This window comes from Apilactobacillus kunkeei (assembly GCF_005930975.1).
Classification (GTDB): Bacteria; Bacillota; Bacilli; order Lactobacillales; family Lactobacillaceae; genus Apilactobacillus; species Apilactobacillus kunkeei_E.
The window spans coordinates 1-19,316 of sequence record NZ_VBSE01000036.1 but is presented as its reverse complement, the minus strand read 5'-3'; the positions used below and the strand labels follow the sequence as shown (position 1 = coordinate 19,316).

The following is a 19,316-nucleotide window of genomic DNA, read 5'->3' as shown; positions in this document are numbered from 1 at the left end:
TTTCAAATGAATAGTAAAGAAAAACTAGAAGTAATTGTCAAAGCAGCAGACAGTAAGAGAGCTCACAATATTGTTGCCTTAAACGTACATGAGGTTAGTTTAATGGCTGACTACTTCGTAATCATGGATGCAGCATCAAACAGACAAGTTAAGTCTATTGCTGACGAAGTTGCTGACCAAGCTGAAGAAGCAGGTATCAGTGTTAAAGAAGTGGAAGGTAAAGATACTGCTAAGTGGATTCTATTGGATTTAGGTGATGTTATCGTTCACGTATTCCAAGAAGATGAAAGAGAATACTACAATTTAGAAAAACTATGGTCAGACGCTGATTCAGTAGATGTTTCAGAATGGGTTAAGGACTAGTCAAATGATTTATCAGGAATTCGCAAAATTCTATGATGAATTATTCGATGAGACAATGTATGATCAATGGCTTTCTTTTGTACAAGCAAATGTATCAAAGAATGATTCAATTATGGATATGGCTTGTGGAACTGGACGCTTATTAGCGCTACTTTCCGCTGAAAACTATAATGTTTGTGGTATGGACTTATCCGAAGACATGTTGACGTTAGCAGAAGAACATTTAAGAGACATCAAACCTGATATACCATTAATACAAGGTGATATGACTGAGATGGAAGGAATTCCTAATTTTGACGTGATTACTTGTTTTGATGACTCATTGTGTTATTTACCAAATCAAAGCGTACTACAAACTGCTTTTGAAAAAGTGCATGAACATCTAAATGATGATGGACAATTCTTATTTGATGTAATTACTCCATATCAAACAGATGTAGTATACCCAGGATACATGTATAATTATCACGATGATAGCAATGCTTTTATGTGGCAATCATACTTAGGTGATGAGGATCACTCTGTAGAACACGATTTAGTATTCTTTAAGTACAATGAGTCACTAAATGCATATGATCAATTTAGTGAAATTCATTTAGAAAGAACTTATAAAGTGGATACTTATATTGATTTGTTAAAGAATGCTGGATTCAAGGATATTAAAGTTAGTGCTAACTTTGGAAAAGATGAAATCACTGATACAACAACCAGATGGTTCTTTGTATGTAAGAAGGGATGATTCGATGAAAGCAGTTGGTATAATCGCTGAATATAACCCGTTTCATAATGGGCATAAGTATCAAATCGAACAGGCAAGACAAGCAACTAATGCCGATGCAGTTATCGTAATTATGTCTGGGAATTGGGTACAAAGAGGTCAACCAGCTATATTAGATAAATGGGATAGGGCACAAATGGCATTAGAAAATGGTGCAGATATGGTAATTGAGTTACCTGTACAATGTGCTGTGCAGCCAGTAGATATCTTTGCTAGTCATGCTGTGAACATTTTAGCTGGTCTTAAGTGTGAATGGTTATCATTTGGTTGTGAACATCCCGATATTAATTTTAATGAGCTTGCAAATGTTGATTTAAAAGAAACAAAAATAGTTCACGATTTTACCAAAAGCTATGCTGAGTTAATAAGGGAAGCATTAATTAATACTACTGAAGAAGATGTCAGTGCACCAAATGATGTATTGGCATTAAACTATGCAATTGCTAACCGCAAAAATGATTATCAAATGAAGTTAGTACCAATCAAGAGAAGTGGTGCTAACCATCATGATCGCAATTTAAATAATGACGGATCAATTGCAAGTGCTTCTTCAATAAGATTAGCTATCCTAAATAATAGTAAGGAATTGTTCCATTATATTCCCGAGAGTACTGACATCGAATCTTTTAAGAATCATGTTGATTGGGAAAATTTCTGGCCATTATTAAAATATAAGATTGAAACATCGAGTATTGATGAATTAAATAATATTTATCAAATGACTGAGGGATTAGAATACAGATTGAAGAAGTATGTCTATGAAGCACAATCGTTTGATGAGTTTCTTCGATTAGTTAAATCCAAACGTTACACATATGCGCGACTTAAACGTTTATTTGTGTATACGCTCTTAAATTGGCATAAAAATGATGACTTATGTCAGGAATATATCAGAGTATTAGGATTTAATAAAAATGGAAGAGAGTATTTGAATAAGATTAAGAAGCAAATAGAAATGCCTATAATTACTAAGATTAATAAGGAATTATCTGAATCAGAGTTAAATTTTGATGTTGTATCTGGTAGGATTTATGAAAATATAAATCATATTCCTCAAGATGCTGGGAAAATACCATTAATTTATTAATTTTTGGACTAGGTATCAAGGATATGACCTTGACAAACTAACTTCTTAATATGTATAATTAACGCTGTTGCATTAGGAGGAATAGACATGAAATGGTTCTTAAAGGAACTATCTGAATACAAAAACAAACCACTTTCAGTATCTGAGGATATAAACTTGTCTGATGATATTATGAGTAGATATAGCAAGTATGTTATTTCTGCTGATGACGATATTCACGTTGATGCTAACGTTTTCTCTGAAAACGGTGATGCAATCGTGACTGCTCGTGTAACAGGTAAGATTGTGGTTCCTTCGTCAAGATCATTAACTCCAGTTGAGTTACCGTTGGATTTCTCAATTAACGAAGTTTATGTTGAAACTAATTTACGTTTGAAAGAACGCGAAGATGAAGGTGAAATTGCTTTCCTAGTAGATGATGATGGTGAAATTGATTTTGATAAATCTGTAGCTGATAACATCATTCTACAAATTCCAATGCACATTTTGTCTCCTGAGGAAATCAAGACTGGTAAGATGCCAGAAGGAAATGACTGGGAAGTTATTTCTGAAGATGATTTAGCCGAACAAGAGGCAAATGATAAAAAAGTAGATCCACGTCTTGCTAAGTTAAAGGATTTCTTTAACGATAGTGATAATTAAGCAAGACTTAAAATTTTTCACTAGTGGATATTTTAATATAAAGGGGGTTTTTGCATTGGCTGTACCAGCAAGAAGAACTTCAAAAGCTAAGAAGGGTATGCGTCGTGGTCACATTAAGTTGGCTAACCCAGGTTTGAGTGCTTGCCCAAACTGTGGTGAATTACGTAAACCTCACATTGTATGTCCTAGTTGTGGATACTATGATGGTAAACAAGTTGTTAATGAAAACAACTAATTAAATAAAAAAGCTACCAGAACACCATGGGTCCTGGTAGCTTTTTTTGTTATATAAGTATAATTATTTTATTTATTTCAGTGTTTATATTAGACTTAACTTGAGCAGAAGGTTCGTTTTCTAATTTAAAATAGTAAATTAGTGAAAAAATTTAAGATTTTAATAATAATATTCGGATTAAGCTCTTCTATTATGAGAAAAAACGTGATAAAATGTACAAAGTAAGTTAAGATTTTCTAAAATAAATGGAGAGGTGTAATTTAATGAGCCGTATTTTGATAATTGAAGATGAAAAAAGCTTAGCTAGATTTGTAGAGTTAGAGTTGAAGCATGAAGGTTACGAAACTAAGGTAGCCTTGGACGGTCGTGAAGGACTAGAAGAAGCACTTAACAATGACTATGATGTTATTCTTTTGGATCTTATGTTACCAAAGCTTAATGGAATGGAAGTTGCTAGAAGACTTCGCGAAAAGAAGACAACTCCAATCATTATGATGACAGCAAGAGATTCTGTTATTGATAGAGTTTCAGGATTCGATCATGGTGCAGATGACTACATCGTTAAGCCATTTGCTATCGAAGAATTATTAGCTCGTGTTAGAGCATTACTTCGTCGTATTGATATTGAAGGTGACGAAAATGCTGAAGACCAAAAAGTTGTTTACTTTAAGGACATTACTGTTGAAAAAGAAAGTAGAATCGTAAAACGTGGTGACGATATTATTGACCTAACTAAACGTGAATACGAACTATTACTTACTTTAATGGAAAACGTAAATGTTGTATTAGCAAGAGACGTTCTTTTAACTAAGGTTTGGGGATACGATTCAAGTGCTGAAACAAACGTTGTTGACGTTTATATCCGTTACCTAAGAAACAAAATTGATAGACCTGATCAAAAGAGCTACATCCAAACTGTTAGAGGAACCGGTTACGTGATGAGATCATGATTTCAAACCATGATGATAAAGTTTCAAAGACAGTAAGCAGCAATCGAAGATGGTTTTCTCTTAAATGGAAATGGTCAATTGGATCAGCAATTATAATTTTTGTAATTCTATCAATTTTTTCTTTTTTGATTTACAATCGTTTTTCTGATGTTTTATTACATCAGGAGAACTCACGTACTATTGAATCGGATGTAACGATATCAAACCGATTAAGAACGATTAATCAATCATTGGATGAAAAGACAGTTAGTTCTGCTTTAAATCCAAATAGTGGTTTTAGGGACGGCAACCCTAATAATGGAATGTCGACAGACGTTTATTCTGATTCTATTTATACTAACTTATTTAGTAAGGATATCGTTGTTAGTGTATACAATAAGAAATCAGACCAAATCTTCTCATCGAAGAAGTCGCCAAAAAAGATTTACAATTTCAAACCGGTAGATAGCCGTAAAACGGTTATTACCAAGAACTCAGGTAAGACAATCTTAGTTTTAGATTCTCCGATTTATTCTTCTAAGACGCATGAATTAATTGGTTATCTAAGAGTAGTTGATTCAATGTCTGACTATAATTTGTATATAAACAAATTAGCTGGAATTTTATTTGTAATTTTAATTATTGGTATCTTCTTCTCTGCTGCATTGTCATACTTTCTATCATCATACATGCTTCGTCCAATCAAGATTATCTCTAACACCATTCATAGTGTTAAAGAATCTCCTGAAACGGACAGTCGTGTGCCTAAGTTGACTCAAAACGATGAGTTAACTGATTTGGGAGACTTGTTCAATGATATGATTGATACAATGCAAAGATATATTGATCAACAACAACAATTCGTTGAAGATGTTTCTCATGAATTAAGAACGCCAGTCGCTGTAATCCAGGGACATTTAGATATGCTTTCTCGTTGGGGAAAGGATGACCCTGAAGTTCTAGAAGAGTCAATTAAATCTTCAATATACGAAATTAATCGTATGAAGAGTTTAGTTCAAGAAATGTTAGACCTTTCTCGTGCTGAACAAGTTGAAATCAACTATGGAAATAAGACTACGGACGTTCAAGATGTTGTTCATCAGCAATATAATGATTTCCAAATGATTCACCCTGATTACAAGTTCATCCTAGATGATGACATTGGGGAAGAAACAATCATTCAAATTTATCGTAATCACTTAGAACAAATCTTGATTATCTTGTTAGATAATGCTGTTAAGTATTCTAAACAAAGAAAGGAAATTCATATTTCACTTTCTCGTAAATATCGTTATGTTGATATTGCGGTTCAAGACTTTGGTGAAGGATTAAGCCAAGAAAGCATTGATAAAATATTTAATAGATTCTATCGTGTTGATAAAGCTAGAAGCCGTAACCAAGGTGGTAATGGTCTTGGACTTTCAATTGCTAAGCGTTTAGTAGAAGCTTATAACGGTAAAATTAATGTTGAAAGTTCATCTGGGTATGGATCAATCTTTACAATTTCATTCCCAATTCTTTCAAAGGATAAAATTGAGCATTTGAAACAATTAGATATGAATTCTAAGCAATAAAAAAAGCGCTGCTTAATTGCAGTGCTTTTTTTTATTTATTGTTTTGATGTTTGTATACCAAACCAAATGGAACTAAATTTTCGTTACCTTCTTTAATTCTTTGAATGTTACTTCTGTGCTTAATGAAAATAAAGATTGTTAGGATAATACCAATAATTCCAAGTACATAATCATGATCCAATAAAATCAAGATTGTGATTAATGGAAATGAAATCATACTTGCTACACTAACCATACTAGTTAGGTAAGTAAATGAAAACTCAAATATAAAAGCGCATAAGAATAGAATTGGATGAATTGCTAATAACATTCCGGCACTAGTAGCAACGGCTTTACCACCCTTAAATTTAGCAAAAATTGATAATGTGTGTCCCAATACAGCGAATAGACCAAATACAATGGGTGATACGTTAGAGATATGGAAGAATGTTGGTAGCAACGTTGCAATGGTCCCTTTTAGAATATCTAAAACCATAACAACGGCACCAGCAGTCTTACCAAGTTCTCTAAATGTATTGGTCGTTCCCATATTTCCAGAGCCTAACTTGGTAATATCTTTATTGAAAAAGACCTTACCAATCCAGATTCCATTAGGAATTGCCCCTAATAAATAGGCGACAATTAATAAAATTGTGATTTTCAAAAATGGTTCCTCCCAAAAATTAACTATCTATTAATTTTACCATTTTTAAGCATTATGACAACATTATCTCTTTATATGCCGTTTAATATTCCCTTTTAAAAGCGTTTTAAATAAGGTAATATATTATATTGTATGAAAGGGAGTGCGTTACGATGGCTAAGAAGTCAGAAAATTATAATGATGACTCCATCCAGGTCCTAAAGGGTCTGGAGGCAGTTAGAAAGCGCCCTGGTATGTATATCGGTTCTACTGATAGCAAGGGTCTTCATCATTTGGTATACGAAATTGTAGATAATGCAGTCGATGAAGCATTAGCAGGATATGGTGACGAAATTGATGTTACTATCCATAACGATAATAGTATAACTGTGGTGGACCACGGACGTGGTATGCCAGTGGGAATGCATTCATCAGGTAAGCCAACTCCCGAAGTTATCTTAACCGTGCTACACGCCGGTGGTAAGTTCACCGAAAATGGTGGATACAAGACTTCAGGGGGACTACACGGGGTTGGATCAAGTGTTGTTAATGCACTTTCAACTCACTTAAGCGTGACAATCGTAAGAGATGGCTACAAATATGAAGAAGATTTTGAAAATGGTGGTCAACCAATTGGAACTTTGAAAAAAATTGGTAAGACAAGTGAACACAGTGGGACAACTGTAACATTTAAACCAGATTCATCAATCTTTACTACCACTATTTATAACTATGAAATACTAAAACAACGTTTAAGAGAATCGGCTTTCTTGTTAAACGGAATTAAAATTACTTTAACAGATGAACGTGAAGGTCAAGAACGAAGCGATGAATTCTACTTTAAAGATGGAATCAAAGAATTTGTTCAATACTTAAATGAAGATAAACACACATTAGGTAACATCATGTATTTTGACGGATCCAAAGATGGTGTGGAAGTTGAAGTTGCCGCGCAATACAACGATGGTTATACAGAAAACACATTATCATTCGTTAATAATGTGCGTACCAAAGATGGTGGCACACATGAATCAGGATTTAGAAGTGCTTGGACTAAATCATTCAATGAGTTTGCTAGAAGAGTGAAGTTACTTAAAGATAAAGAAAAGAATCTAGATGGTAGCGATGTTCGAGAAGGGCTATCTGCAATCATCTCTATCAAAGTGCCTGAAGAAATGCTTCAATTCGAAGGACAAACCAAGGAAAAACTAGGAAGTCCAGAAGTGCGTTCTATCGTTGATAACATTGTTTCAGAACAATTAGGTTACTATTTAATGGAAAACGGTGAATTCGCACATGAGTTGGTTCATAAGTCTCTTCGTGCGCGCAAGGCTAGAGAAGCTGCACGTAAGGCCAGAGATGAAAGTAGAAATGGTAAAAAGAAACATAAGAAGGAACGTCTATTGTCTGGTAAGCTAACACCAGCTCAATCCAAAGATGTTTCCAAGAATGAGTTGTTCTTAGTCGAAGGTGACTCTGCCGGTGGTTCTGCCAAGCAAGGTCGTGACAGAAAGCACCAAGCTATCTTGCCACTTAGAGGTAAGGTTTTAAATACTGAAAGAGCCAAATTAGATGATATTTTAAAAAACGAAGAAATTAGTACCATGATTTATACAATCGGTGCCGGAGTAGGACCAGAGTTTAACATTTCTGATGCCAACTACGATAAGGTTATTATCATGACCGATGCCGATGATGATGGTGCCCATATTCAAATTTTACTGTTAACATTTTTCTACAAATACATGCGTCCAATGGTTGAACAAGGTCGTGTCTACATTGCACTTCCACCTCTGTTTAAGATTCAACAAAAGGCAGGAAAGAAGAATCACGTTGATTATGCATGGACTAATGATGAATTAACTGACAAGTTAAAGGAATTCGGTCAACATCCGGCCCTTCAAAGATTTAAGGGTCTAGGTGAAATGAATGCGGATCAATTATGGGAAACTACTATGGATCCTGAAAATAGAACATTAATTCAAGTTCAAATCGACGATGCTGCATTAGCTGAAAAACGTGTCACTACATTAATGGGTGACAAGGTTGAACCAAGACGTGAATGGATTGAAGAAAACGTTAAGTTCACACTTGAAGAAGACGGCAGTATCTTAGATGCTACCAAAGAGACAGAAAACGAGTAGATAGGAGGAAATATAGTGGTTAATCATTCAGTTATTGAAAAACTAACGCTTGAACAAATCATGAGTGAAAGATTTAGTCGTTATTCTAAGTCAATTATTCAAGAAAGAGCGTTGCCAGACGTTCGTGACGGACTAAAGCCAGTTCAACGTCGTATTCTATACGCAATGAATAAGGACGGAAATACTTATGATAAGGGATTTAGAAAGTCAGCTAAGTCTGTTGGTAATGTAATGGGTAATTTCCATCCACATGGTGATAGTTCAATCTATGAAGCATTAGTACGTATGAGTCAAGAATGGAAAATCAGAGAACCATTAATCGAAATGCACGGTAATAATGGTTCAATGGATGGAGATCCAGCAGCTGCTATGCGTTATACAGAAGCACGTCTAAGCAAGATTGCTTCTGAAATGCTAAGAGATATTGATAAAGATACTGTTGATTGGGTGCCTAACTTTGATGACACTGAAAATGAACCAACAGTATTACCATCTCGTTTTCCTAATCTATTAGTTAATGGTGCAACAGGGATTTCATCAGGTTATGCAACCGAAATTCCTCCTCACAACTTATCTGAGGTATTAGATGCTTTGATATACCTACAAAAGCATTCAGATGCTACTTTAGATGATTTAATGCAATTCATTAAGGGACCTGACTTTCCAACTGGTGGAATCGTGCAAGGTCTAGATGGAATTAAGAAAGCTTATGAAACTGGACGCGGTAAGATTATTATCCGTTCTAAGACCAGCGTTGAAGAATTGCGTGGTAATAAGACTCTTATTCGTGTAAGTGAATTACCATACGAAGTTAACAAGCTACAACTAGTTAAGCAAATCGATGAAATCAGAATTAACAAAAAGATTGATGGAATTGCTGAAGTTAGGGATGAAAGTGATAGAAACGGATTATCAATTGCTATTGAATTAAAACGTGACGTTGACGCTACTGGTATTCTAAACTACCTATTTAAGAACACTGATTTACAAATCAACTATCACTTTAACGTAGTTGCAATTAATAAGATGCGTCCTGAACGACTATCATTAAAGGAAATTCTAGAATCATATCTAGACTATCAACGTTTAATTGTCGCTAAACGTACTAAGTATGACTTAGACAAGGCAATGGCAAGGCAACACATTGTAGATGGTTTAATTAAGGCCTTATCAATTTTAGACCAAGTTATTAAAACCATTCGAGCAAGTGCTAACAGAAAAGATGCATGTAATAACTTAATCTCTGAATTTGATTTTTCGGAAAAACAAGCAGATGCAATTGTTAAGTTACAATTATACCGTTTGACTAATACAGACGTAGTAGAACTACAAGCTGAAAAAGATAAGTTAAGTAAAGATATTCTAGAATACAACACTATCTTAAATGATAAAAATGAACTAAATAAGGTGTTGACTAAAGAATTTAAAGACATCAAGAAGGCTTATGGTAACGATCGTCTTACTAAGATTGAAGCAGAAGTTGAAGAACTTAAGATTAGTAAGACGATTACTGTTCCAGAAGAAGATGTTGTTGTGTTGGTTAGTCATGATGGATACCTAAAACGTAGTAGTGTTCGTTCTTACAAAGCCTCAGAAGTTGAAGAAAATGGTCTAAAAGAAGATGATTATCCAATCTTCTTAGAACAGATGACAACACTACAGCACTTATTCATGTTTACTAACAAAGGTAATCTAATTTATCGTCCAGTTCATGAAATTACAGATGCTCGTTGGAAAGAGACTGGTGAACATATTTCTCAAACTATTGGTTTATCCGATAACGAAGAAATTATTAAGGTAATGTCGTTTAAGACATTGAAAGAAACTGGTAAGTTTGTAATCTCTACTAGTGATGGATACATTAAACAAACTGAATTTGATAAGTTAACTCCTGGTAGAAATTATCGTTCAAGACCATCTGTATTTGAAAAACTAAAAGATGATAACGCTAATGTAGTTAATGTGGATTATCTAGCAGATGCAAATGACAATCCAAATGTCTTTATTGCATCTAACGTTGGATTAGCTACTTGTTTTGAATTAGACGAAGTATCATATTCTGGTGCAAGATCTACTGGTGTACGTTCAATGGATATTAGGGATGAGGAACAAGTGGTTGATGTTCAACTAGTAGAACAAGATGATAAGGTAGGGATGATTACTCAGCGTGGATTCTACAAGAATATGAAGGTAGACGAAGTTCCACTTGCCAGTCGCGCAAGAAGAGGTGTACAGGTACTAAAATCATTAAAGAAGAACCCACATGAATTAGTTGATTTTGTAAAACTAGAAAAGGCCACTGATAGTTTCAACCCAATTAGAGTATTTACTAATAGACGCCGTGTCCATGATATTATGCCGAGTGATCACCCTGTAAATGATCGTCAATCAAATGGTTCTGCTGTTATGGATGTTGATGCTGAAGGTACACCAACAAGCATGGTTGTTTTACATCCAGAAGTAGTGGCAAATATTAAATAATATAACTCTAATAGAAATTTATTATTATTATCATAAAATATATTGTTATTTTATGATGGATAGGTTATTATATTTTAATGAACTATTAATAGATAATAATATGTAATAAATGATATAGGGGTATAAGCATGAAAAAAACTAAGCAAGAAAACATTTTCTCTTCTAAGACACTTTCATACTTTTTGCAATTAGCAGAAACTATGAATTACACGCAGGCTGCTCAAATTTTGGGTATTACACAACCTGCATTAACTCAACAAATTAAAAAGCTTGAAAAGACAGTGGGTGCTCCATTGTTTTATTCAATCGGAAAAAAGCTAAAGTTATCATCTGCCGGTAACATTATGCTTAAGTCAACTAAAGATATTTATGAAATTTTGAACCAAACTGCTGATGAAATCGAACAATCAAATAGTGCCTCAACAGGAGACATTAACATTGGTGTTCTATCATCAATCCAAGTTAAAGTTTTTGAAAAATTCATTGCTGAACTTTACAAAAAGAATCCTGAACTAAAAGTTAACCTAAGAATGTTAACTCGTAAGGAAATTTGGGAAAGCTTGGAAAATAACCGAATTGACTTAGCAATTATGTACTTACCAGATTCATCAATTAAAAACTGGAAGCCATACGAATCTCAAAAGATTATGAGTGATGACTTAATGTACATTCACCACAACGAAAAATTAGCTGGTAAAGATAAGATTAAGTTCAAAGACACATTGGATCGTCCATGGGTTACATATCCAGAAGATTACTTCTTAGATTCAATCTTAAAGAATGAATACAAGGATCAACTTCTAGATAATCCTAACAGCGGAGCTTGCTTCTCTACTCCAGATCAAATTTTACGTTTTGCAGTTAATACGGGATTAAATACCGCTCTTCCAAGTTCATTTATGATTGACAAAGATGTGAAAACATTGGAAGATAATAATACATGGGTTGCCCGTTTGAATCCAAACATCAATTTTGATTTAGCATTCGTTTATAGATCTAACAAGAAGATGATTCCTCGTGTTGGTTCATTCTTAGACGAATTTGATGCCTTCTTAGATGAAGAAGACTACCTATCAAGATTGAAGGACAACTACTAAAAATACGAAGGAAGTTTTATTATGGCTAAAGAATTAGTTTTCGGACACCAAAGTCCAGATACTGATGCAATTTGTGCAGCTATCGAATATGCATACTTACAAAATAAACTAGGATACGACGTTGAAGCCGTTGCTCTAGGTACTCCAAACGAGGAAACTAAATTTGTTTTAGATTACTTCGGTCAAGAAGCACCTCGTGTTATTACTGAAGCTTCATCTGAAGTAGACTCAGTTATGCTAGTAGATCATAATGAACCTCAACAAAGTGTTTCAGATATTGATAAATTAACAGTTACTCACGTAGTTGATCACCACAGAATTGCAGATTTCAACACTGAAAAGCCTGTATTCTACCGTGCTGAACCAGTTGGGTGTGTAAGTACTGTATTATTTGAAATTTTCAACGAAAAGAACGTTGAAATTCCTGAAAAATTAGCTGGTCTAATGCTTTCAGCAATCATTTCAGATACTTTATTACTAAAATCACCAACAACTACTGATGTTGATAAAAATGCCGTTGCTGAATTAGCTAAGATTGCTAAGGTTGATGCTGAAGAATATGGTATCAAGATGCTAAAGGCCGGTACTAACGTTGATGCTAGATCTGACAAAGACCTAATCGACGGTGACGCTAAGTCATTCACTATGGGTGGCAAAGCTGTACGTATCGACCAAATCAACACTGTTGATTTAAACGACGTATTAAAACGTAAAGAAGACTTATTAAAGGCAATGGAAGAAGAAGCTAAAGCAGAAGGCTACGACTTGTTCTTAGTAATTGCTACCAACGTATTAGACAGTAATTCTGAAGCCATCGTATACGGTGAACCAAAGGATGCTGTAGAAAAAGCATTTAACCAAAAAGTTTCAGAAGATACAATTGCACTTCCAGGTGTAGTATCTAGAAAGAAACAAGTTGTTCCTCAATTAACTGATGTTTTAGACTAATACTAGGACGTATTTAAAGGACACATCCTAATGGGTGTGTTCTTTCTTTATATAAAAAAATATCTGACAGCGTTGCTTCCGGAATACGGCTGTCTCAAATAAAAACAATAGGAGATCTTCAAAATGGTAAAGGTATTTAGAAATTTAGCTACTTCAAAGACAATGGATTTATTAGGAATCGCAATTATTTTCTTATCAGCGTTTCTTTCAGGTTATTTATTCGAATCACTAAACGATGTGACTCATTGGGGCCATTGGGCAATCTTTGTTCCTTTCGGACTAATTAGTGCTTTTGACGCCTGCATGTCAATCATGTCTACTAGGTTAGTCGGTCGTTTTAGTAACCTAGGTAACTGGATTGGTGTTCCTGAAATCATTCTTGGATGTGCAATTGATTACCTATTGGGAAACCATGGGGCAATCCTAACTTATCCAATCAGTTTTATTATCCAAATTTGGGCAATTAGAACATGGACAAGATCTGATAAATTCAAGAAATCTGATTTTATGAATACTAAAAAGGGACAAATTGTCTTTGTACTATTGTCATTATTATCACTAGCCTTTAGTTTTGGTATTAATTACATTGGATACGGTAGTCTAAATTCATCTGATTCCGTTTTATATGTATTAACTAGTTTTGTATTCGGAATTTCATTGATTGCAAATATCATGAATGCAATGAAGATATCTACACAATGGAAATTCTGGCTATTATACGACTTTATTCAACTAGCTAAGGCAATTAGCCAATTCAACTTTGCAAACGTTGGTAAGTACATTTATTACATTCTAATGGCACTTGCTGGTAATGCATATTGGAAGGATTAATTAATATATTTTTCTGTGCTAATAATTTGCATTATTTTTTATAATCGTTATCATTATAGATATATCGTGTACGATATATCTCCACCGGATATATCAGATCAAGCAAAAGGAGCTGTTACGATTATGAAGAAATACAGTGAAGAAGAATTAAGAAGTAGATTAACTGACGAACAATACGAAGTTACTCAAAATGCCGGTACAGAAATGCCATTTTCAAACGAATATGATGACTTTTTTGAAGATGGCTTATACGTAGATATTGTATCAGGTGAACCTTTATTCACTTCAAAAGATAAATACAACTCTGGATGTGGTTGGCCAGCATTTACCAAGCCAATTGAACAAAGCAGCATTAAGAGTAATTTAGATACCTCACATGGTATGGTAAGAAACGAAGTAAGAAGTAGCGAAGCTAACTCACACTTAGGTCACGTCTTTCCTGATGGCCCTAAAGATAAGGGTGGATTGAGATACTGCATTAACTCAGCATCATTAAGATTCATTCCAGTTAATAAGTTAGAAGAAGAAGGCTACGGCCAATACGCTGCAGAATTTAAATAGGATGGGAGATTTGTTTTATGAGTAAAGATACAGCTATTTTCGCAGGAGGATGTTTCTGGTGCATGGTTGAACCATTTGACCAACAACCAGGAATTGAAAGTGTTATCTCAGGTTACACAGGAGGACACGTTGCAAACCCAACATACGAACAAGTATGTAGCCATACAACAGGCCATACTGAAGCCGTTGAAATTACATTTGATCCTGAAGTCATTTCATACAAGGATTTAGTCGAAATTTACTGGAGACAAACAGATCCAACTGATGCTTCTGGCCAATTCCAAGACAGAGGTGACAGTTATCGTCCCGTTATTTTCGTTAACAGTGAAGAACAAAGAAAAGTCGCTGAAGAATCAAAGAAGCAACTAGCTGAAAGCGGTATGTTTGATGAACCAATCGTTACATCAATCGAAGATGCTAAACCATTCTATCCAGCTGAAGACTATCACCAAGATTTCTACAAGAAGAACCCATTAAGAGCTCAAATTGAAGAATTAGGTGGCCGTCAACAATTTAAGGATACAAAGTGGGCTAAATAATAATAAAAAGGTTTCTAGCATATGCTAGAAACCTTTTTTAATTAATACTTATGTCTGTAGTAATGGCTACGTGAATGGTATTGGTGATGTTCTGATTCTTTCTTGTATTCTTTACGATACTTCCTTTCGTAGTGCTTTTTTATTTCGTGATGAACGACACCTGCTACAACGGCATCTCTTACGTAATGATGCTTCTTGTATGAGTTACGGCGATTATTGAACGATGGTGCGTTTTCAGGTGTAGGAACCTTAATCTCGTTATTTATCTTGGATCTACCGGTTGAATAGTTGAATTCAACACCAGATTGAACATTGAAGATGTAAACGTTAAAGTTTAGACTTCCATCAGTTGAAATGGCTTGCATATGAACACCACGAGCCATTAATTCATTTCCTCTAAAAATAGGGGTAACTTGGAAAATAACCTTTTTATTTTTTCTAAGTGCTTCTCTGACTTGTGATTCGTAAATAGTTTGTAGTTTTTGATTACTGAATGCGGTTTGGGTAAATAGGTTCTTCAAATTATTTTGATCACCAGATTGTACTGATGGTTCATATTTACCATTTAGACTGATTCCTTTAGATAAACTGTAAGCAATTTCATGGCCACGATTGATAATAGCATCATTGTTAACGAACTTTTGGTGCCATCCAGTTGGTTTAACCACTTGTCTGGTTCTTAGACTGTCGTTTGCAATATTACGTTTTTCTAGGTAGGCAGTATTACCTTCAGATGTTCTGTTTAAGGAATCTAGATTAGTGTATTCTACGTGATTGTATTTCCAATCAGATGCTTTTAAGTTAGATGCATCATTATTCACGGTCAAGATTGCTGATGTGTTATTTTGATAGTTTAGTGACGCTAAATCACTTGTATTCGTATTTGGCAAATCTTTGGTAACGTCTGACGATTTGCTGCTCTTGGTAGCAGTATTTTCGTTACCATTATTTGCACAACCACACAATACTAATGAAAGTCCAATAGTAATGGTGGCCATTATTTTAGTATATTTCAATTAAAAATCCTCCTAATAAACCTATGTATGATAAAATAGTTGCCTAAAGTTAAATACGTAAGGAATGTTATTTTTGGCGCTAAGAAAAACGCATGTTGCTTCAGCAGAAGCAGTAATGATGGGTTATGCCATTTCGACTAATCAACCTTTACCAATTATCATAACTGAGGCAATTGGTGTTTGGGTAGGTAGTCAACTTCCTGATATTGATCAGAGACAAACTAGAATAAATAAAAAAACTGGCGTAGAAACATCCATTCTGACATTATGGGGTCATCGAACCTGGTCACACAGTATTTGGATACCAGTCTTCCTATTTATTTTAGCACGCTACAGCTCTAATAGCCCAATCCTAAATGGAATAAGTTTCTACGGATATAAAGTGATGGGATACTTTTATTTTACGTTGGTTTTGGGATACTTCTTACATGAACTATTAGATGCTTTTTCAGTTGAAGGAATTAGATGGCTATATCCATTTGGTAATCGTAAAATTATCCGTAAGAAAGGCATATTTAGATATAAAGTTCATAGCATGAAAGAAATTATAATTAGATATGTTTCTATTATTTTAATAGTGGTTGAATCATTATTCTATTTTTACAGAAATATAAAATAAAAAGGGGTGCATCTCAAGACGCATCCCTTTATTTATTTTCTCTTAATTGATCAACGAATTCTTTATTTGGTGTTACAAAGATGGTCTTTTGACCTTCATAAATAACAAATCCAGGCTTAGAACCATTTGGTTTTCTGATTTTTTTAACTTGAACATAGTCAACGGGAACGGTTGCTGAATCTCTTGCTTTTGAGAAGTATGCAGCAAGCATAGCTGCAGTTTCAATAGTTTCATCATCAGGATTAAAGTCCTTGATGATAACATGAGAACCGTGAATCTTTTGTGTATGCAACCAAGTATCTCTCTTATCAGCATCTTTCATTGTTAACTTATCGTTTTGAAGGTTATTCTTACCAACAAGAATGTGAATGCCTTTATCAGTAATAAATTCTTCAGGTTTACTAATCTTGGTATTTTTATTTTTATTCTTTGTATTACGGTTGTTGTGATGCTTTAAATATCCTTCGTTTTTTAGTTCGACTTTGATGTCGTCTAAATCGGATGGGTTGGCAATCTCAATTTGTGAAAGGATGTTTTCAAAGTAATCAATCTCGTTATTTGTCTTTTTTAATTGTTCACTTACAAATGAAACAGCATTTTTTTCCTTTTGATAACGTTTAAAATACTTTTGAGCATTTTCTGAAGGAGTTAGTTGATTTGATATACTAATGTCAATTTCATTTCCGTTATCATAGAAGTTAGGAAGGGTAATCTTAGTCATTCCTTTTTGAATTTTGTATAGGTATGTGGTTAAAATTTCACCCTTAATACGATATTCATCAGCATACTTAGTATTATCCAAAGTCTTTTCAAGTTTTTTCTTTTTGTTTTTATTCTTCTTTAATTCACTTCTAGCAACTTTTATTAACTGGCCACCTTGTTCGCGGACACGGTCTAATCTAGCCTTTGTTTCATAGAAGTTATCTAATAACTCACTTAGTGTATCATATTGAATGTTATTATCTTCAAAAGGATATACATTGAAACTGTTATTATTACCGTGTTTAATCATTGTTGGAACTGGATTGTTAAAGTGATTGAAAAATTCATCAAACTTACCTTTAACAGTTCCATCTTGATGCATTGCTTGAGCAAGATACAATGATGTATCTTTTCCTAATCCTTGAATTCTCTTTCGTAGTTCTGAAGATAGGACTTCTTGATTAGGAAACTCTTTAATTATGTCCTCAATTTTTTTATAATCAACATTTTCATCAAATGGATTGACCATGTTTTGGTTTGGCGGAGTAATATATTTGTCACCGGGCAAGATAGTGCGGTATCTATTCTTATCAGCACCAATTCTTTTAATTGCATCGATGATTCTCATATCATCTTGAGTATCTACTAGGATGATATTACTGTGTCTAGCCATGATTTCAACAACTAAACGCATTTCTTTCAAATCACCAATTTCGTTTCTAGTTGTGAAATGAAAAATCATTACACGGTCATTATCTATTTGGGATACTTTCTTTAAAACTGCTCCACTAAGATGCTTTCTTAATGTCATTGTGAAAGTAGTTGGAGTGTGAGGGTTAACATATGGAATTCTTGAAATTTGCACACGTGCGTAGTTAGGGTTGGCTGAAATTAAAATTGGATAGTTTTCATGGTTTGAACGAATGGTTAATACAACTTCGTTATCATATGGTTGGTTGATTTTAGATACCCGACCACCTGAAACTAATCGATTTAATTCACCAGTCATTGCGTGAGTAAATGATCCATCAAATGACATTATCTCATCTCTCTTTCGTACAAAGTCTTACATTATAGTATAACTGATATGCTAACAAATTAGCAAAAATAACAGAGTTCTCATGATATAAATATGTTTTAATGTTATAATTTTATTTATAAATAATCGTATGTATTATGTAAAAAGGATGAAAGATAATGAAAATTGCAATCGTAACAGATAGTACTTCTTATTTATCAAAAGAAGAACAAGAAAAATATGGAATTCATATTGTTCATATGCCTGTAATGATTGATGGTAAAAGCTATGAAGAAGGCAGCAACATCTCAACAGATGAATTCTATGAAAAACTAAAAAATTCGCAGTCATTTCCAAGTACATCACAACCACCAATGGGTGAGTTGATTAACTTGTATGATTCATTGGCAGATGAAGGTTACGACACTGTAATCAGTATTCATTTAGCAAGTACCATTTCTGGTTTTTACAATTCATTGTCGGCACTTGCACCAACCATTGAAAATATTAAGGTAATTCCTTATAATTCAAAGATTACCGTAAAACTAATGGGAAATTTAGCAATTGAAGCAGCAAAGAAGGTACAAGCAGGGGCTAACGTTGATGAAATTATTGAACATTTAGATTACGTTAGAGACACAATTGGTGAAGTATTCGTGGTTGATGATTTACAAAATCTTGTGAGAGGCGGAAGACTATCAAACGCTTCGGCATTTTTAGGAAGCTTACTTAAAATTAAACCTTTACTAACTTTTGATAAAGATAGTAATGAAATTGTGGCTTTTGAAAAGGTAAGATCTCGCAAGAAGGCACTTAAACGTACTGAAGAAATTTTTAAAGAGGTTACTGATAAGGTTGATTATCCATTAAAAGCAATCGTAATCAATGGTAATGATCCAGAAGCTGGGCATGAATGGAAAGAAAATATTCAACAATTATATCCTGACATGAATATTGAAGAAAGTTATTTTGGGCCAGTTATTGGTACCCATTTAGGTAATAAGTCTCTTGCTTTAGCTTGGATGATTGATACTGAAAAAAAGAACTAGTTTTGGAACTGAAGTTATAATATTGAACAGATAAATAAAAGCACTTTCGATAAAATGATTATTTTAATTTGATAAAATAAC

Annotated in this window: 19 protein-coding genes; 16 read left to right on the top strand and 3 right to left on the bottom strand. The window is 34.0% G+C overall.

What is annotated here, in order from left to right; translation table 11 throughout:
- Nucleotides 1-6: 6 nt before the first annotated feature.
- The 7 genes from rsfS to FD688_RS02040 all read left to right on the top strand — a co-directional run bounded on the left by rsfS (nucleotide 7) and on the right by FD688_RS02040 (nucleotide 5,608).
- The gene (gene rsfS / locus FD688_RS02070) at nucleotides 7-363 is read left to right on the top strand and encodes a ribosome silencing factor (RefSeq protein ID WP_034531185.1); all 357 of its coding nucleotides are present in this window, start codon (nucleotides 7-9) and stop codon (nucleotides 361-363) included.
- Between the two features lie 4 nt (nucleotides 364-367).
- The gene (locus tag FD688_RS02065) at nucleotides 368-1,102 is read left to right on the top strand and encodes a class I SAM-dependent DNA methyltransferase (RefSeq protein WP_138741623.1); all 735 of its coding nucleotides are present in this window, start codon (nucleotides 368-370) and stop codon (nucleotides 1,100-1,102) included.
- A 4-nt stretch (nucleotides 1,103-1,106) separates the two neighbouring features.
- Complete coding sequence (locus tag FD688_RS02060) at nucleotides 1,107-2,228, top strand: nucleotidyltransferase (protein WP_190242881.1); 1,122 nt, start codon at nucleotides 1,107-1,109, stop codon at nucleotides 2,226-2,228.
- 87 nt (nucleotides 2,229-2,315) lie between these two features.
- The gene (locus tag FD688_RS02055) at nucleotides 2,316-2,870 is read left to right on the top strand and encodes a DUF177 domain-containing protein (protein WP_138741621.1); all 555 of its coding nucleotides are present in this window, start codon (nucleotides 2,316-2,318) and stop codon (nucleotides 2,868-2,870) included.
- Between the two features lie 55 nt (nucleotides 2,871-2,925).
- A complete protein-coding gene (rpmF, locus tag FD688_RS02050; protein WP_041152237.1) occupies nucleotides 2,926-3,105 on the top strand; it encodes a 50S ribosomal protein L32 in 180 nt (59 codons plus the stop codon).
- Nucleotides 3,106-3,368: 263 nt separating this feature from the next.
- A complete protein-coding gene (locus FD688_RS02045; protein ID WP_138741620.1) occupies nucleotides 3,369-4,055 on the top strand; it encodes a response regulator transcription factor in 687 nt (228 codons plus the stop codon).
- Complete coding sequence (locus FD688_RS02040) at nucleotides 4,052-5,608, top strand: HAMP domain-containing histidine kinase (protein ID WP_138741619.1); 1,557 nt, start codon at nucleotides 4,052-4,054, stop codon at nucleotides 5,606-5,608. Before FD688_RS02045 ends, FD688_RS02040 begins: the two co-directional genes overlap by 4 nt.
- A 31-nt stretch (nucleotides 5,609-5,639) precedes the next feature.
- Here FD688_RS02040 and plsY read toward each other — a convergent pair whose 3' ends face one another.
- Complete coding sequence (gene plsY, locus FD688_RS02035; protein ID WP_054449922.1) at nucleotides 5,640-6,251, bottom strand: glycerol-3-phosphate 1-O-acyltransferase PlsY; 612 nt, start codon at nucleotides 6,249-6,251, stop codon at nucleotides 5,640-5,642.
- A 152-nt stretch (nucleotides 6,252-6,403) separates the two neighbouring features.
- On the opposite strand from plsY, the gene parE reads away from it, so the two are divergent.
- The 7 genes from parE (at nucleotide 6,404) to msrA (ending at nucleotide 14,831) form a co-directional block, all read left to right on the top strand.
- Nucleotides 6,404-8,374 carry a DNA topoisomerase IV subunit B gene (gene parE / locus FD688_RS02030; RefSeq protein ID WP_138741618.1) on the top strand — a complete coding sequence of 657 codons (1,971 nt, stop codon included), beginning with the start codon at nucleotides 6,404-6,406 and terminating at the stop codon, nucleotides 8,372-8,374.
- 12 nt (nucleotides 8,375-8,386) lie between these two features.
- Complete coding sequence (gene parC / locus FD688_RS02025) at nucleotides 8,387-10,855, top strand: DNA topoisomerase IV subunit A (protein WP_412174672.1); 2,469 nt, start codon at nucleotides 8,387-8,389, stop codon at nucleotides 10,853-10,855.
- Between the two features lie 128 nt (nucleotides 10,856-10,983).
- The gene (locus FD688_RS02020; protein ID WP_138741616.1) at nucleotides 10,984-11,952 is read left to right on the top strand and encodes a LysR family transcriptional regulator; all 969 of its coding nucleotides are present in this window, start codon (nucleotides 10,984-10,986) and stop codon (nucleotides 11,950-11,952) included.
- A gap of 21 nt (nucleotides 11,953-11,973) precedes the next feature.
- Nucleotides 11,974-12,900, top strand: coding sequence for a manganese-dependent inorganic pyrophosphatase (locus FD688_RS02015; RefSeq protein WP_138741615.1), 927 nt, complete (start codon nucleotides 11,974-11,976; stop codon nucleotides 12,898-12,900).
- Between the two features lie 123 nt (nucleotides 12,901-13,023).
- On the top strand, nucleotides 13,024-13,731 hold the full coding sequence (locus tag FD688_RS02010) for a nicotinamide mononucleotide transporter (RefSeq protein WP_138741614.1): 708 nt from the start codon (nucleotides 13,024-13,026) through the stop codon (nucleotides 13,729-13,731).
- Nucleotides 13,732-13,854: 123 nt separating this feature from the next.
- The gene (msrB, locus tag FD688_RS02005) at nucleotides 13,855-14,292 is read left to right on the top strand and encodes a peptide-methionine (R)-S-oxide reductase MsrB (RefSeq protein WP_041152243.1); all 438 of its coding nucleotides are present in this window, start codon (nucleotides 13,855-13,857) and stop codon (nucleotides 14,290-14,292) included.
- Between the two features lie 17 nt (nucleotides 14,293-14,309).
- Nucleotides 14,310-14,831: a peptide-methionine (S)-S-oxide reductase MsrA gene (gene msrA, locus FD688_RS02000; protein ID WP_034531164.1), complete on the top strand. Its 522-nt coding sequence runs from the start codon at nucleotides 14,310-14,312 to the stop codon at nucleotides 14,829-14,831.
- Nucleotides 14,832-14,872: 41 nt separating this feature from the next.
- On the opposite strand, the gene FD688_RS07465 is transcribed toward msrA, so the two are convergent.
- Nucleotides 14,873-15,847 (bottom strand): DNA/RNA non-specific endonuclease, encoded by a 975-nt coding sequence (locus FD688_RS07465; RefSeq protein WP_412174671.1) that lies wholly within the window; start codon nucleotides 15,845-15,847, stop codon nucleotides 14,873-14,875.
- Between the two features lie 73 nt (nucleotides 15,848-15,920).
- Here FD688_RS07465 and FD688_RS01990 point away from each other — a divergent pair, with 73 nt between their 5' ends.
- The gene (locus FD688_RS01990; RefSeq protein ID WP_190242880.1) at nucleotides 15,921-16,466 is read left to right on the top strand and encodes a metal-dependent hydrolase; all 546 of its coding nucleotides are present in this window, start codon (nucleotides 15,921-15,923) and stop codon (nucleotides 16,464-16,466) included.
- A 28-nt stretch (nucleotides 16,467-16,494) separates the two neighbouring features.
- Here the strand turns inward: FD688_RS01990 and FD688_RS01985 are convergent, their stop codons facing one another.
- The gene (locus tag FD688_RS01985) at nucleotides 16,495-18,207 is read right to left on the bottom strand and encodes an NFACT RNA binding domain-containing protein (RefSeq protein ID WP_138741612.1); all 1,713 of its coding nucleotides are present in this window, start codon (nucleotides 18,205-18,207) and stop codon (nucleotides 16,495-16,497) included.
- 158 nt (nucleotides 18,208-18,365) lie between these two features.
- On the opposite strand from FD688_RS01985, the gene FD688_RS01980 reads away from it, so the two are divergent.
- Nucleotides 18,366-19,235: a DegV family protein gene (locus FD688_RS01980; protein WP_138741611.1), complete on the top strand. Its 870-nt coding sequence runs from the start codon at nucleotides 18,366-18,368 to the stop codon at nucleotides 19,233-19,235.
- The last annotated feature ends 81 nt before the right edge of the window (nucleotides 19,236-19,316 follow it).

Excerpts from the sequence above, each read along its gene's own strand:
- FD688_RS02010 (WP_138741614.1), top strand. The coding sequence starts at position 13,024 with ATGGTAAAGGTATTTAGAAATTTAGCTACTTCAAAGACAATGGATTTA.
- parE (WP_138741618.1), top strand. The coding sequence starts at position 6,404 with ATGGCTAAGAAGTCAGAAAATTATAATGATGACTCCATCCAGGTCCTA.
- FD688_RS02015 (WP_138741615.1), top strand. The coding sequence starts at position 11,974 with ATGGCTAAAGAATTAGTTTTCGGACACCAAAGTCCAGATACTGATGCA.
- rsfS (WP_034531185.1), top strand. The coding sequence starts at position 7 with ATGAATAGTAAAGAAAAACTAGAAGTAATTGTCAAAGCAGCAGACAGT.
- FD688_RS02060 (WP_190242881.1), top strand. The coding sequence starts at position 1,107 with ATGAAAGCAGTTGGTATAATCGCTGAATATAACCCGTTTCATAATGGG.
- msrA (WP_034531164.1), top strand. The coding sequence starts at position 14,310 with ATGAGTAAAGATACAGCTATTTTCGCAGGAGGATGTTTCTGGTGCATG.
- FD688_RS02045 (WP_138741620.1), top strand. The coding sequence starts at position 3,369 with ATGAGCCGTATTTTGATAATTGAAGATGAAAAAAGCTTAGCTAGATTT.
- FD688_RS02040 (WP_138741619.1), top strand. The coding sequence starts at position 4,052 with ATGATTTCAAACCATGATGATAAAGTTTCAAAGACAGTAAGCAGCAAT.
- FD688_RS02055 (WP_138741621.1), top strand. The coding sequence starts at position 2,316 with ATGAAATGGTTCTTAAAGGAACTATCTGAATACAAAAACAAACCACTT.
- FD688_RS02020 (WP_138741616.1), top strand. The coding sequence starts at position 10,984 with ATGAAAAAAACTAAGCAAGAAAACATTTTCTCTTCTAAGACACTTTCA.
- FD688_RS01985 (WP_138741612.1), bottom strand. The coding sequence starts at position 18,207 with ATGTCATTTGATGGATCATTTACTCACGCAATGACTGGTGAATTAAAT.
- msrB (WP_041152243.1), top strand. The coding sequence starts at position 13,855 with ATGAAGAAATACAGTGAAGAAGAATTAAGAAGTAGATTAACTGACGAA.
- FD688_RS01980 (WP_138741611.1), top strand. The coding sequence starts at position 18,366 with ATGAAAATTGCAATCGTAACAGATAGTACTTCTTATTTATCAAAAGAA.
- FD688_RS02065 (WP_138741623.1), top strand. The coding sequence starts at position 368 with ATGATTTATCAGGAATTCGCAAAATTCTATGATGAATTATTCGATGAG.